Below are 14,895 nucleotides of genomic sequence, written 5' to 3'. Positions count from 1 at the left end.
AAACCAAATAAAATAAATATGTTAAGAAGACTTTTAACACTCGTTATCAGCTGCTTTTGCTTACAATATGCTTTTGCACAAGAACCTACATACGCGCTAATTCCGAAACCATCCTCTATGCAGGCAGGGACAGGTGTTTTTACGCTAGATGCCCAGACCAAGTTGGTCGCTAACAATGATTCTGCTCGGAAAAACCTGGAATTATTTAATGATTTTTTATGGAGTAGGTATCAACTTAGGCTTCCCATTGTAACCGAAGCAAAAGGAAAATACATTCAGTTGAACAATACGATGGAAGCGGCTGGCCCAGAGGCCTATCATCTAGAAGTCTCCGGACAAACGGTTCAAATTAAAGGGGATAATAGCGGTAGCTTTTATGCCCTGCAATCGCTTTTACAACTCGTCGAACAAAAGAATGGTGCCTTGGTTATTCCGGCGGTAACCATCGATGATAAACCTGAATTTGGCTATCGGGGGATTATGCTCGATGTTGCCCGACACTTTTTCTCCATGGACGAATTAAAAAAGATCGTGGATGTGATGGCTTATTTTAAATTTAATCGCTTGCATTGGCACTTAACCGATGACCAAGGATGGCGGTTGGAAATTAAGAAATATCCAAAGCTCACGCAGGTGTCGGCTTGGCGGGATTCTACCATTATCGGGCAATATGGCGACTTTAAACCATTTATCTACGATGGAGAAAAACATGGTGGTTATTATACCCAAGAAGAGGCACGGGCTTTCGTGAAATATGCAGCCGAAAGGAAGATTACCGTTATACCAGAAATTGAGCTACCCGGGCACAGTACAGCAGTTCTTGCAGCCTACCCAGAGTTGGGTTGTAAAGATACCACGTATCAAGTGGCTGGTTATTGGGGAGTGTTTAGAAGTATTTATGCCCCGAAGGAAGAAACATTTAAATTTTTGGAAGACGTATTAACAGAAGTCATCGATATCTTTCCTAGTAAATATATTCATATCGGAGGGGATGAAGTTCCAAAAGACGATTGGAAGGAATCTGAAATGGCACAAAAGTTCATCAAAAAACACAAATTAAAAGATGAACACGAATTACAAAGCTTCTTTATCCAGCGTATCGAGAAATTTTTGAATGCACGTGGTAAGCGGATCATTGGCTGGGATGAAATTTTAGAAGGTGGCTTAGCCCCTAATGCAACGGTGATGAGCTGGAGGGGTGAAGAAGGCGGTATCCAAGCGGCTAAATTGGGACATGATGTCATTATGACCCCCAATAGTTATTTGTATATCGACTATGCTCAAGCCAAAGATGTCCAGACAGAACCGCTCGTTATCGGCGGATTTGTTCCGCTCGATAAAGTATATAGCTATCACCCTAGGCCCGCATCATTAAGTGCAGCAGAACAACAGCATATTTTGGGCGTTCAAGCGAATTTGTGGACAGAGTACATCGGTACCAACAATAAATTGGAATATATGCTCTTTCCACGCATATTGGCACTGTCTGAAATTGCCTGGACAGCAAAAGAACAACAAAACTACGATGATTTTTCAACGAAACGTTTGCCTACGCGCTTACAAGAATTGGGACAATTAGACATTTCCTATCGGATTCCAGAGGCTAAGGTAACGTTTGGTACCGATGGTGCAACAGGGAGAAAGACAGCTGAAATTGTTCCATTAGTGGCTAATAGCACTGTTTATTATACCTTGGATAACCATAAGGCCGACCAAAATGGTCATTTATACACCGGTCCGATTGCATTACCATGGGCAGGTCAAGGGGAAAAACCCATCAACTTGAATTACGTTGTGGTTACCCCTGATGGTCGGATGAGCAGCATGTTTAGCGTTCCTTATAGCGGTAAGCAAGAATAAACGGTATAGGTGTATACGTATAAGAGCCTGTTTAAATGTAATCATACAAATTTAAACAGGCTCTAAGCATATCAAGCGTGTCAAAAACGTATTGAACGGAGATCTTTTATACCTGCCTAAAAATGTTTAGGTTTGAAACAGTATTGTTATTCATGACCCAGATGTTTATTAGGAACCCTTTGGCTATTGCGCGAAACTACTTCGTGTTGCTATTGGTTATCGCGATAACGCTAAACATAACAACTATCCATGCAAGTCCGATCGAGCAAGCCCAAAACTTTCAGGAAGTTGATAGCTTATTACACCATCGAGACTTCGAGCGCGCAAATCGTTTGCTGGAAACGCTCATACAACAAGGACAGGTAAACCATGATGCTTGGCTGTCTGGAAAGGCTTATGCTGCTTTGGGTAGTAGTTTGCTTATGCAAGGGAAGGCAGATTTGGCCCTCAAAAACTATTTGACCAGTCTGCAATTACTCGATGAAAAAGAGTATCCAAAGGAAGTGAGCAAGATCTACGCGAATGTTGGTGCATTGCATTCCCAATTGAAGCGATTTTCAGAAGCAGAGCAGTATCTATTAAAAGCCCTTCAATTAAACCCTTCAAAGGAGGATCGCCTAAAGTATCTAACCAACTTATCTGGCGTTTACCTGGAAAGTGGACAAAAGCAAAAAGCCTTGCATACCTTTAACGAGGCCATCGCGTTAGGTAAAGCACAAAAAAATAAGGCAGTAGAAGCGATTCTTTATACTAATTTGAGTAATTACTACCTGGAGCAGAAACAGTGGGATCGGGCTATTAACCATGCGCAGAAAAGTCTGGAACTACGCGCTGAACTTCGACAAGCCCCTTCGGTAATTACCTTGAATAATTTAGGTTATGCCCTAACACAGCAAAAGAAGTACAGGGAAGGGATTTTATGCTATTTACAAGCATTGCCCTATGCTAGTTTGCAGGAAAAGAAACAATTGTATTATAACCTGTATCAAGCTAATAAATTATCCGGAGAAAATGGAAAATCCTTGCAGTATATAGAGGCATACGATCAGATAAAAGATTCATTGACAACCTTGAACTACCGTCAGAAAGTTGCCGAATTGGATGCTCAGTATCAGGCAAAGGAAAGACAACGAAAAATAGAACAACTCGCTGCCACCAATACGCTACAAGGCAAACAGCTCCGACAACAAGCCTATCTTATTATAGCAGGATTAATGATTTTAGCGTTGATATCCCTTGTCGTTTTTTTGCGATGGAGGCATACCCGGCTAAAAGAACAGCTGGAAAAATCACAGCTTAAATACCGTTTCCTACTTGTACAGCTCAATCCGCATTTTATTTTCAATGCACTACAAAGTGTCCAACGGTTTATTTTTCGAAACGATCAGCAACAATCGATGGAATACCTGCAACGATTCAGCAGATTGATTCGCCTCGTGTTGGAGAACTCTGCAAAAGATGTTATTTCGTTGGATGAAGAGCTAGAATTGCTGGATAATTACTTACGCTTACAACAATTGAACGCTGAACCGGCTTTTACGTATGAAATTACGGTTACTGCTGCTGTTGAACGGGAGCTTACCGTCATCCCTACTATGCTCTTGCAACCCTTGGTTGAAAATGCAGTTGTACACGGACTGAAAGGGCGCACCAATGGCCGAATAGCATTGCTTTTTAGCAACGATGGGAATAAACTAAGGGTGCTGATTCAGGATAATGGTGTGGGCTTTTTACAGGAAAAACAGGCTAATGCATTGCATAAGTCGATGAGTACCGATATGTTGCGACAACGGATCGAGGAAATCAATAAGATGGGTAAACAACATATTGAATTTAAACTGGTAAATAAGGGTAGCGAAGCTAGTCCCGGTACCACGATTCAATTAACCGTTACGTCTTAAGTATTACAGCTATGCTTAAAAGATCTATCTCCTGTATGCTGGTTGAGGATGATGATGCTTCAATCGATATGATCGCTGGTACCATGCAGCGCTTTTTTCCAGAGATTCGTTTACTTATTGGTCGAAATTTGGATGAAGCTCGACACCTCTTTGCCATAAATCAACCGGAATTGCTCCTATTAGATATCAACTTACCGGATGGACTTTCGTTAGACTGGCTGCGTGAAATTTTTGACAACAACAGGCAATTGTCCATTATTTTCACTACAGCACATGCAAATTATGCGGTTGAAGCATTTAAATTCAGCGCACTCGATTATTTGTTAAAACCTTTTGTCCCTCAAGAATTGATACAGGCTGTTCAAAAAGCACTGCAGGTTATTGGTGATCGCGACTTACACGTGCAACTGGAAACTTTTTTTCATAATTACCAGCAACAACAAACACCAGACAAGCGATTAGTGTTGCGAACCACAGAAGAAATTAGAGTCGTCAATATATTAGATATGCTCGTTATAGAAGCCGATAATAGCTATTCGAAATGTTACCTCAAAGGAGCTGAAGGCATATGGGTAACGCAATCCATAAAAACGTTTGATCACCAGTTAAGCGGCATCGGCTTTATGCGGGTACATCAATCTTATTTAGTACACTTACGTTATATCGTTTCCTTTAAGAAGAAAACGAATCTACTCGTACTGGTTGAAGGACTATCGATTCCCGTATCGCAACAAAAAAGAGCGTCCTTACTTGCTTATCTTAATAATTTAGATCAATAAGCTACGTTCAGATTCCTATTTTATGCAGATCAAATTGGTGCGGTTAAATTCACCTTCTTCGCCGAAAATCGGCAAATTCAAAAAAGATAGCATTGAATTCAAAACAAGCTGCCCTACCAATAACAATCTGCCCTTGTCCTGTTTAATTTTGGTAAGCATTAACGCATATTTATCAGATGAAACAGCATATTTTATTTAGCTTGCTATGCTTTGCAATCGTATTGAATAGCCAAACAAGCAGCGCTCAAATTTGGAAGAAAGTACAACAGAAGTTGGAAGAGAAAGTGGAGAAAAAGGTTGACGATGTCTTAGATGGTAAGAAAAAGTCGATGGAAGATACTACAGAAGATGGTCAAGCAACAGGAGTAGAAGCCGTGCCCAATATGGAAGAACGCTATTCTTTTACACCAGGAGGAACAATTATTTTTGCTGATGATTTTAAACATGATCAGGAAGGTAAAATGGCTTCCTATTGGAAGTCTAGCGGGGGAGGTAGTGTAGTAAATGTGAGTAGCGTTCCCGGTAATTGGCTTGCTTTAGCTCCAAACACTACCTATCGTATCGACAGTTTATTGGAAATTTCGGCAAACTTTACCATTGAATTTGATTTACTCACTAGAAGTGTGGAAGCAAAGGATATCGGTGCGATGCAAATTGGCTTTGCCCGTGATAATTCCAACCGTTCCTACATTATGGATGCCTATAACGACAATGCCATTACATGCATGCAGCTTCATTTTTGGAATAAAGAAGTCACTAACTCGAGCAGTGATACCGAAATATACAATACATTGGATTTTCCATTAAACAACTTTTCGAATGGCTTGCTACATGTGGCGATTACTGTAGAAGGGCAACATATGCGGATATATGTGAATAAAGCAAAATTACTCGATACCGATATGTTTAAAAAAGATGCAGTCAAGTATTTTTACTTAAGTGCCCCTTTTGATTATAAAGCCGGAGCCAAGGTGTTCTTTAGTAATTTTACTTGGGCAAAACTTTAATTATTTCACTTGTTTTCTTCAACAGAGATCAGTAAGTTTGGGTAATCATTCGTTCGAAAAGGGTTGTTTTAGATATATTTTGTGGCCACCCTCTTTTATTATTAGAACCAATTGTTACTTACGCTATGTTGAGAGAAATCGATTTAATTCGCATCCTGTTATCGTATCATGCCGAGTGGGAAAACAATCCTGAGGCTTTTTTGGAGTTAACCATCCTGATATCATCTATTGATAGCAGATGCATAGCCTCAGGAGAGATAGATGTAGCAGAGATTATGGGACCGAAACTGGATAATATAGCGAAAGTATTAATGAGTATTACCCATATTAATCTAGCTCCTTACAAGGATTTTACAGAATTGAAAGAAAAGGGCCATGCAACCACCCATCTCGGCGAACACTTGGTAGAGGCATTGGAAACCGCTAATAATATTGAATATCGAACCGCTACAGAAAGCGTTGACGGTGCACTTTTTAATATCGAACATTATTTTCAAGATAAAAAGGCCGAAAAGCTGTTTTTAAAATTGTGGCCCTATATTACTCCTGTAGAAGAATAGGCAATAAGCTCTAGGCAATAAGCAATATGCTTTAAGCCTACAGCCTATAGCTTACAGCTTATTTAATAACGATAGGGAGCATCCCCATGCTCTTTCGAATAATGACGGGCATCAGCTTCATCGTTTATTAACCAGTCTAACAAAGGAATCTTACGATCTACATCCTGATCAAAAGGTAAATAATAGATTTCACCCTTAGTATCGGCACAAAATTGTAAATCTGCCTTTTGGTACTCACCACTGTTTAAACGGTAGAATGCTTGAATGATGTGGTAGGGAAAATGGGTCGATGGCCGTTCAACGATTTCATAGTGTAATGTTCTTTCTTTCGGACTTAGCGGACTGAACCAATTGACAAAGTAGGCTTTACTAATGCGCTTATTAACGTCGTTCAGCGGTTTAAATAGTTTTTTTTCTTGTCGGCTATAATGAAAAGGATAAGAAAAATACACGCCATTTAGTATCAGATCTTTCGCATGATGCCTGCGCTTTAAAGGAATAATCTCGTTGCCTTGTTGATCAATAAACATCGTTTTCGCTTTAGAGAGATCTAAAGGAGGATGTTCCTGATCTTTAGTATAATCGAATTGGCAATGATTGCAGACCATGGCGATACCACAATTAAAAGCACTTGCCCAATCCCATTGTGCGGGAATTACCTTATTTCCATCGCGGTCAACAAATCCCATCTTTCCATTTTCCACATAACGTCTTAAGCCTTCCACTATATAATCAGGGCCGTTATCAAAGAGATAAGGAGCATAACGTATATGTCCTTCACGATCATACGCAAGACCATAGCTGTAGGGTTGTTTTTGCGGACGAGAACCGTGTGGAAGTAAGAGGATAATACGGTCTGTGATGGCATTGGAAAAATCTTCTTCGTCAACCCAGAAAGGCTCGTGTTTTGCTGGAATGACGATATTATCCTCGCCATCTTTCACACCCAGTAAGCTATCTGCCGATAAAAAATAAAAAAGATCACGCGATGATTGTGCCGTACATCCAAGGTAGACCAAAAGCAAACATAGGGTATAACCAATCTTTTTTAGCATAAATTCTTTATAAAACATCCGTTTATAGGAGGTGTAATTTCTTTTTTAATGTTGGGCTTAAGGCGGCTTTCGGCAACACTAGGCCAACAGTATTAATCGCAAAATAAGCTTTTGATACCGCAATATATCCGTTAAATGGTCCTACATCTCCCCAAGAGTTTTTCACGTTGAAGAAAACCTTTCCACCTTTGGATTTTTCTAAGCCGATGACATGCATCAAGTGATCGTCTTGCGTTGTTAAATTTTCGTAAAGTTGCTGTCGGAGTGTTGCGGTATAAGGCGCTTCTGCTGCATCGGGATGAATAACATCTTGTGCCGCTTCTTCAGGATTTGCAAAAAGGAGCGCGTAGCCCTTAGACTGTTGAAAGTTTCGGTTGCTCACATCAGCGTCCCACATGACGGTATATCCCGCTCTTAACGCCTGTTCTGTCGTTTGGATTAATTCTTCCAATGGGAGATTATAAAATTGGCCATTGGCAAAGTTGTCGGGTGCTTCGAGTACAAATTCCTGATAATAGGGATGATGCGTAAAAGAAGTCAGGTTAACGTAGTCTTCTGCATTAAACTGGAGCACCTCCTTGGCAAAGCTTAATGGGGTATACGATTTCCCTTTATAGGTAAATTGACTGGGAGCAGTCCCTATGTTGTTGTCCAAGATGCGCAGATAACCTGCTTGCCAATTGCTCGGTATCGGCCGATGTGCCAATAAACTATCTAAATAGTGTTTCAATAACTCGTCTAATCCTTCATGGTCCGGAATTTCGCCACTTGTACTTTGAAATACTTCTTGAGGTACGGCACCGTATTGAGCGATCGCCTGGATAAGATCATGGCCTAATCCGCCTTGGCTAAATTGCGCTTTCCCTTGACGCAATAAATAATTTTTTGCTTTCTCCAAGTATACGTTACGTACGGTATACATTTCGGATAAATCGGGATTGTCTAACAGGCCTTTTCGCATGGTTTCTGACTCTACCAAAGATGTGGTGGAATAATCCCAACAGGTTCCGCTTTGTCCCTGATTTTTAATGGAAGTAGCTTTGTTGTCCTGGATAAGTTGTAAGGGGTTTGTCTGTGCCTGGCTTTGCAAAAAACCTATAGCTAAAATTAACGTTAATAATAGCTGCTGGGCACAAGAAATACGATTTATACGCATGAGAAATGATTTGTTCTAGTAATAATAGCTAAGTTATGAATTATTTAATGGTATATCAGTAATTAATTTTCAGGTGCGTGCATAAAAACACTTCGGTTATTATTCTCTTTTTTATTTTGAAGCTTGCTTTATATATCGTAATATTGCGATATTAAACACAAAGGCATGGGACTTACGAAATCAACTATATTTACAGTTGAGCAAAACAAATTAGCAATCTTATTTAAAGTTTTGGGGCATCCTGCAAGGATTGCCGTTCTTCAATACATCATCAGTCAGAAAGCCTGCATTTGCAATGATTTGGTAGAGGAGTTAGGGTTAGCGCAGGCAACCATCTCACAACATTTAAAAGAGTTAAAGAGTATTGGTATCATTCAAGGAACGATTGAGGGAAAATCCGTTTGCTATTGTATTGATGAGAAGGTATGGAAGAAAATTCAAGAAGAGTTTGATGCGTTTTTTAATCAGGAAGTAAAAGTAACTATGTGCTGGGCATAGTATTTTTTAGTATTTAATATCGTTATATTGCAATATACCATTTAGTATAATTTAAGCTATAATGGAACAATAGAACCGCTTGCAGTTCGTGAAACCTTTAAAACAAATAATATGACACTTGAACAAATCAAAGAAATCGTATCTACATTGGACAATGTAGCATTTCAGTTAGAAGATGGAACTTTTGTGCCGGAACATTTTCATATTACGGAGATAGGCGTTGTAACCAAACATTTTATTGATTGCGGCGGAACGATTAGAAACGATAAGGTCATCAATTTCCAATTGTGGAATGCTAACGATGTTGAACACCGATTAAAGTCTGCTAAACTATTAAACATCATCGAATTATCAGAAGAAAAATTGGGTATTGAAGATGCTGAAGTAGAGGTAGAATACCAAAGTGAAACCATTGGCAAATACGATTTAGATTTTAACGGAAAGAATTTCATATTAAAGAACAAACAAACGGCCTGTTTGGCGGGTGATTCTTGTGGTATTCCTGTGGAAAAGCAAAAAGTAAAATTATCGGCATTGAATGACACTTGTTGTACACCTAATTCAGGATGTTGTTAAAATCGCAAAATCAATGATGTATTGGTGATTAGTTAAACAATTGACAGGATTCTTTCTATTTAAAGCATCAACGAAGAACGCAAAGTTCTATTGCAACCGCTGATAGCTTTTCTACAACAAAAGGTTGATAGTGGGTAAGATATAAACCTCAATTTAGCTGTACACATAATCCTGTATATGCCATTAAATACAGCGATAACGCGTTGCCTATCATTGGTTTTTCCAAAAAGTATGATAACCCTTTTAACCCTATATTAGCTTTTGCAGCTATTATGACCTATTCGCAGGCAGATATGGATGTCCGTTTATTGCAGGTGCAGAAAAAAGAATACCTATCCCATTTGAAGATCCTGAATTTCCGATAACACGCCTGAGCAGATACAAGTGTGTGCAGCGAAAAGGCTGCTGATAGCAACCGGAATATTCTACGTTTTTTCGGTGATACAAAATAAGTGTGTATTGTAACAAAGCAGTTACAGTTAAACCTTTAAAACGATACAGCATCTTACCTTATACTAAAACAAACAGTACTAATTCTTTTTATCGTTATTTCCAATTAATAAATGCGTCAGATCCATTTATTTCTCTTTGCTTTGGCTTGCTTGTGCATCCTTTCTTTTCCAAGTGCAGCGCAATATACGATCAGTGGTCATGTGGTAGATAGTACTGATGGTCGCGGTTTGTTAGGGGCAAAGATTAGTTTAATCACATCAAAGGATTCCATTCTTAAACAAACAGTAGCGCAGCAAGATGGTGCTTTTGCTTTTTTACAAGTGCCTACAAGCGATTACACCTTGTTATTTAGTTATATTGGTTATCGGGCGCAACGGAAGCGTATACAGGTTGTCGATAAAAATCAAACCGTCAGGGTAGGCCTAAATTTGGATTTGACGATGCTTGATTCGGTAAGTATTACAGTGGGTCCACCACCAGTAGTTATTAAGGGCGATACTACGGAATTTGATGCACGGGCGTATTCAACAGAAGCTTATGCCGATGCCGATGCACTGGTGGCGCAAATTCCGGGTGTAGAAATCGATGCTGATGGTAAGGTGACCGCACAAGGGGAAGACGTACAAAAGATTATTGTCGACGGGAAGGAGTTTTTTAGCTCAGATCCGGCAGTAGCATTAAAAACCTTACCGGCTGATGTGATCGATAAAATCCAGCTGATTGACGAGAAGAGTGAACAGTCAAAACTAACAGGTTTCGACGATGGCAATCGGCATAAGATTATTAATATTGTTACTAAACCGGAAAAAAGACATGGGTATTTTGGCCGATTATCAGGCGCCACAGGCAATGATAGTCGCTATAATACAGGTGGTTATTTAAATGCTTTTAACGGTGATCGGCGGATCAGCACCAATATCCTGTCTAATAACATCAATCAGGGCAATGCGGCGAGCAATGAATTGGTAGGGGCTAGTGGAGGGCGTGGGGGCTATCGAGGTGGAGACGACGGGGGGAGCGGTATCGGACCAAACCATCGGATTGCCTTAAACTATAATAACACGTGGTGGAAAGATGTGCAATTTAATGCGGATTATCATTTCAATACCTCGGATAAAAATACAATCCGCAGTGCTAACCGCGAAATATTGATTGGGAACAACGCCAACCAATTTAACCAAAGTGCACAGCAAACAGGTCGGGATAACCAAAGCCATGCAGCGAGCTTGCGGATTGAATATAAGAAAGATTCAACGCAGCGTTTAACGGTAAATCCGCGCATTAACGTTAATCGTGGCAAAACAACCAATAGTAATAATACCATCACATTGGGTGCTCAGCAGGAGCTAATTAATACCTCTAATCGTACCAATAATGGGCATAATAATGCCTTTACCATCGGCGGAAGTATTGATTATGGCATTCGGCTAAGTAACCGGGGTCGTTCCATTTCGGCGCATATAGAACGTAATTACAACCGGAACCGGAATGAGGCATTTGCCCTTTCTTATAATTTATTCTACGAAGGGGAATCGCTTGATAGAAGTGATACCGTAAATAATCGAAATAACAGCTACTCCAATAGTAGCAGTTGGAATACCCGGATTACCTATACGGAGCCCTTAGATTCAAACACTAGGATCATGGCTAATGCGAGTGTACGTAATAATAACAGTTATTCCGATCGGAAGATGTATGACTTTTTGGAAGAAACGGGCCAATACTCGGAGCTTAATCGGCAACTATCGAATGAGTTCAGAAATGACTACCGTTTTTATGGTGCAGGTTTAAGCTATCAATTTTCCAGGGAAACCGTTTTATTCGATCTCGGTATCGATTATCAGCAAGCGAGAACTGCGAATGATCGTGTCTTTCCAGAAGAAGTAAGCGCACGTTACCAATTTATCAATTACTTGCCCAATGCAAATTTTACCTATCGTTTTTCGCGCGACAGGCGGATAAGATTTAATTATAACACATCAACCAACGCGCCTAATGTACTGCAATTACAGGATGTTATTAATAATCAAAATCCGCTCCGGATTACCGGAGGAAATCCAGATTTAAGGCAAGAATTTAGGCATGCCTTCAGTATCAACTACAACAGTGTAAAACGGGAAACGGGAGCCAATTTTTCCGTCAATCTAAACGGCGATTTTACGAAAAACAGGATCGTTAATTCAACGTTTATTGCTGAAGCCGACACGTTTATTGTAGATGGGGTATTGCTTGGAAAGGGCGCCCAATTCTCCCGTCCGGTAAACGTAAATGGTTACTATAGCTTGCGGGCGAATATTTCTTTTGGTAGGCCTATAGAAACCTTGAAAATTAACATCAACAGCAATACAACGCTGCATCAAAATCGGGATGTAGGGCTGTTGAATGGTGCGGTAAGCCATACACAGACCCGTGGCATATACCAACGAGTGGGCATCAATAGCAACATCAGTCGGAAAATTATTTTTAGCTTATCATATAGTGGCAATTATAGTATGGTGCGTAATAATAACAATAGCAGCTTGAGCTATAATTCCTATAATCAGACCCTTCGAAATGACCTTACCTACATTTTTTGGAAAGGTGTGCGCATCGCTTCTAGCCTGAATTATCGTTACAATACAGGTATGGCTGCGGGCTATGATCAAAGCTTTTTGCTGTGGAATGCATCGATTGGCAAGAAATTGTTCAAACGGGAAGAAGCAGAAATCACCTTTACTGCTTTCGATTTGCTAAACAGTAATACACAAGTGAACCGGAATATTACCGAACGCTATATTGAAGATGCACAAACCAATATCCTACAGCGATACTTTTTGCTAAGCTTTACCTATAACCTGCGCAACTTCGGCGGCCACATGTTTGGTGGTAGAGGGGGGAGAGAAAGTGGCAGAAGCATGAGAAGAGGGTGGTAATGCTAGCAAACCATTAAGCAATCGATTGCGTAAAATTGGACAATCGATTGCGTTGTCATAAACATTTGATTTATCTCCTTTCCTTTTTATTATTGCTTCGAACTAACGCTACCAACAGAGCCAAATCAAATTTGAGGATTAATTTGCTAGTATATTGCTTGGAGTTAGCGTATACGATTAGCAATGTTGTGGTTACGATACGACCTTAAAATAAATCATAAAAGGTCGTGCAAATTGTACATGGAGAATGGTTGCAATATGGAAAAAATAGCACATTTGACAGATAGGCAATTGCTATTGTTAATAAATGACGGAAGCCAATCAGCTTTTTCATTATTGTTCCGTCGTTACAACCGGCAACTATATACGCATGCTTATCATAAGTTACGCGATGAGGAGGAAGCAAAAGATGTGGTACAGGATGTCTTTATTAATGTTTGGAACCTCATACAGCGACAAGCGCTAGCAACAGATAACTTCCAAGGATATCTGCTATGCGCCGTGAAGAACAAAATTTTGGATAACCTGTCCAAAAAGAAAAACGCAGCACTTTATTTAGCATCTTTACAGGATTTTATAGAACACGAAGAAACCTGGGCCGATTATCCTATCCGAGAGCAGCAGATGCAGGATCAGATTGATGAGGCCATTTTAGCGTTGCCTTTTAGAATGCGTGCGGTATTCGAATTAAGCCGAAAACAACACCTCTCACATAAAGAGATTGCCCGGCAATTAAATATATCCCACCAAACGGTAACCGATCAAATCAAAAAAGCCTTAAAAATTTTACGGGTCAAATTGGGGATTGTTCTAAGTTTGCTGTTTTTCTTGATCAGTTGAACGAATAAAGATTACAAATCTAAATCCCCCCTTGGCTTAAGTTATCCGTCTTATCCTATTAGTTAGCCTCGATGGCTAATGAAGATTATGGCAAGACCCACAAACAAGGCTAAAAAACTTTTACGGAAATATAAAAATGGCCAATGTACCGAAGAAGAGAAGGCACTATTGGAACAGTGGTATCTGCAATGGAATACCGACGAAAAGCCATTGCGTGAGGAAGTGCTATGTGCCGCCGAAAACGATATGTGGCAGGCCATACAGAAACAGAAAAAAAATAAATTACAAATGGGTGTTCAGGCGCGTTGGATCGCTGCCGCATGTATTGGTTTGTTCGTTGCATTTATCGGTTATCGCTTCTTCATTTCTGCCTATAAATCAACTAATGTGCAAAGCCAGGAAATAGTTCAAGATGTTAATCCCGGTACAAACAAAGCACTATTAACCCTAACTGATGGTAAAAAAGTTGATCTGGATAGTTTAGTGGCTGGTCAGTCCATCACCCAAGCGGGTTTGAAAATATCCAAAGATGCCAACGGACAGTTAATATACGAGGCTATAAAGCTGGCTAAAGACAAGATAGATCACTCATCCGTGAATAGCTTATACAATGAAGTTTCTACACCACAGGGTGGTACATTTCAACTCATCTTACCCGATGGTACTAAAGTATGGTTAAATGCTTCATCGTCCATTCGCTATCCCTTAACCTTTGCCGCAAAAGAACGAAAAGTTGAAATGACAGGAGAAGCTTATTTTGAAGTAGCAAGGCAGAAAACACATCAACCGTTTGTGGTCTATGCCTTGAACCAAAAGGTGGAGGTTTTGGGAACGCATTTCAACATTAATGCGTATGAAAATGAAGGTATAACCACAACAACATTGATTGAAGGAAAGGTGAAAGTTTCTGCTACTACCGGTGATAGTCAGGTGTTGAAACCAAATGAACAGAGTGTGGTCAAAAACTATGGTCATCAAGTATTGGTGCAAGAGGTGAATCCCGAAGCGGCTATTGCTTGGAAGAACGGTCAATTTGTATTTGACAATACAGACTTGAAGACGATTATGCGACAGTTGGAACGTTGGTATAACATCGATGTGGTTGGATTGGAACAATTTCCGAACAATACGTATAATGGTAAATTAACACGAGAGGCCAAGCTCTCCAAAGTGCTACAAATTCTTGAATTAACGAGTGATCTTAAATTTAGAATAGAAGCTCCGTTAAGTAACGGACAAGAAAGGAGGTTAATCTTGATAAGATAAATTACGTCAAGGCTAGAAACCGGCGATGCGCC

Annotated in this window: 12 protein-coding genes; 10 read left to right on the top strand and 2 right to left on the bottom strand. The window is 40.0% G+C overall.

The features are described 5' to 3' along the window. Window positions 1–18 precede the first annotated feature (18 nt). The 5 genes from ABD930_RS17415 (at window position 19) to ABD930_RS17395 (ending at window position 6,107) form a co-directional block, all read left to right on the top strand. The gene (locus ABD930_RS17415) at window positions 19–1,860 is read left to right on the top strand and encodes a family 20 glycosylhydrolase (protein ID WP_345233570.1); all 1,842 of its coding nucleotides are present in this window, start codon (window positions 19–21) and stop codon (window positions 1,858–1,860) included. Between the two features lie 161 nt (window positions 1,861–2,021). After that, entirely contained in the window at window positions 2,022–3,761 is a 1,740-nt protein-coding gene (locus tag ABD930_RS17410) for a tetratricopeptide repeat protein (protein ID WP_345233569.1), read from the top strand. 11 nt (window positions 3,762–3,772) lie between these two features. After that, complete coding sequence (locus tag ABD930_RS17405; protein WP_345233567.1) at window positions 3,773–4,540, top strand: LytR/AlgR family response regulator transcription factor; 768 nt, start codon at window positions 3,773–3,775, stop codon at window positions 4,538–4,540. Window positions 4,541–4,716: 176 nt separating this feature from the next. After that, the gene (locus ABD930_RS17400) at window positions 4,717–5,547 is read left to right on the top strand and encodes a hypothetical protein (RefSeq protein WP_345233565.1); all 831 of its coding nucleotides are present in this window, start codon (window positions 4,717–4,719) and stop codon (window positions 5,545–5,547) included. A gap of 125 nt (window positions 5,548–5,672) precedes the next feature. Beyond that, a complete protein-coding gene (locus ABD930_RS17395) occupies window positions 5,673–6,107 on the top strand; it encodes a hypothetical protein (RefSeq protein ID WP_345233563.1) in 435 nt (144 codons plus the stop codon). Between the two features lie 62 nt (window positions 6,108–6,169). Here ABD930_RS17395 and ABD930_RS17390 read toward each other — a convergent pair whose 3' ends face one another. Together ABD930_RS17390 and ABD930_RS17385 are read right to left on the bottom strand one after the other, a co-directional pair. After that, window positions 6,170–7,162 (bottom strand): WG repeat-containing protein, encoded by a 993-nt coding sequence (locus ABD930_RS17390; RefSeq protein ID WP_345233560.1) that lies wholly within the window; start codon window positions 7,160–7,162, stop codon window positions 6,170–6,172. 22 nt (window positions 7,163–7,184) lie between these two features. Continuing rightward, the gene (locus ABD930_RS17385; RefSeq protein ID WP_345233558.1) at window positions 7,185–8,318 is read right to left on the bottom strand and encodes a C1 family peptidase; all 1,134 of its coding nucleotides are present in this window, start codon (window positions 8,316–8,318) and stop codon (window positions 7,185–7,187) included. Window positions 8,319–8,483: 165 nt separating this feature from the next. Here ABD930_RS17385 and ABD930_RS17380 point away from each other — a divergent pair, with 165 nt between their 5' ends. From ABD930_RS17380 to ABD930_RS17360, 5 genes are all read left to right on the top strand, one after another. Further along, window positions 8,484–8,816 (top strand): ArsR/SmtB family transcription factor, encoded by a 333-nt coding sequence (locus ABD930_RS17380; protein ID WP_345233555.1) that lies wholly within the window; start codon window positions 8,484–8,486, stop codon window positions 8,814–8,816. A 111-nt stretch (window positions 8,817–8,927) separates the two neighbouring features. Then, complete coding sequence (locus ABD930_RS17375; protein ID WP_345233553.1) at window positions 8,928–9,392, top strand: DUF6428 family protein; 465 nt, start codon at window positions 8,928–8,930, stop codon at window positions 9,390–9,392. A gap of 563 nt (window positions 9,393–9,955) precedes the next feature. After that, entirely contained in the window at window positions 9,956–12,757 is a 2,802-nt protein-coding gene (locus ABD930_RS17370) for a TonB-dependent receptor (protein WP_345233551.1), read from the top strand. A 258-nt stretch (window positions 12,758–13,015) separates the two neighbouring features. Beyond that, entirely contained in the window at window positions 13,016–13,597 is a 582-nt protein-coding gene (locus ABD930_RS17365) for an RNA polymerase sigma-70 factor (protein ID WP_345233549.1), read from the top strand. Window positions 13,598–13,684: 87 nt separating this feature from the next. Then, on the top strand, window positions 13,685–14,863 hold the full coding sequence (locus ABD930_RS17360) for a FecR family protein (RefSeq protein WP_345233546.1): 1,179 nt from the start codon (window positions 13,685–13,687) through the stop codon (window positions 14,861–14,863). The last annotated feature ends 32 nt before the right edge of the window (window positions 14,864–14,895 follow it).

Origin of the sequence: Olivibacter ginsenosidimutans (assembly GCF_039542865.1) — a bacterium.
Classification (GTDB): domain Bacteria; phylum Bacteroidota; class Bacteroidia; order Sphingobacteriales; family Sphingobacteriaceae; genus Olivibacter; species Olivibacter ginsenosidimutans.
This window is presented reverse-complemented; position numbering and strand designations above follow the sequence as displayed.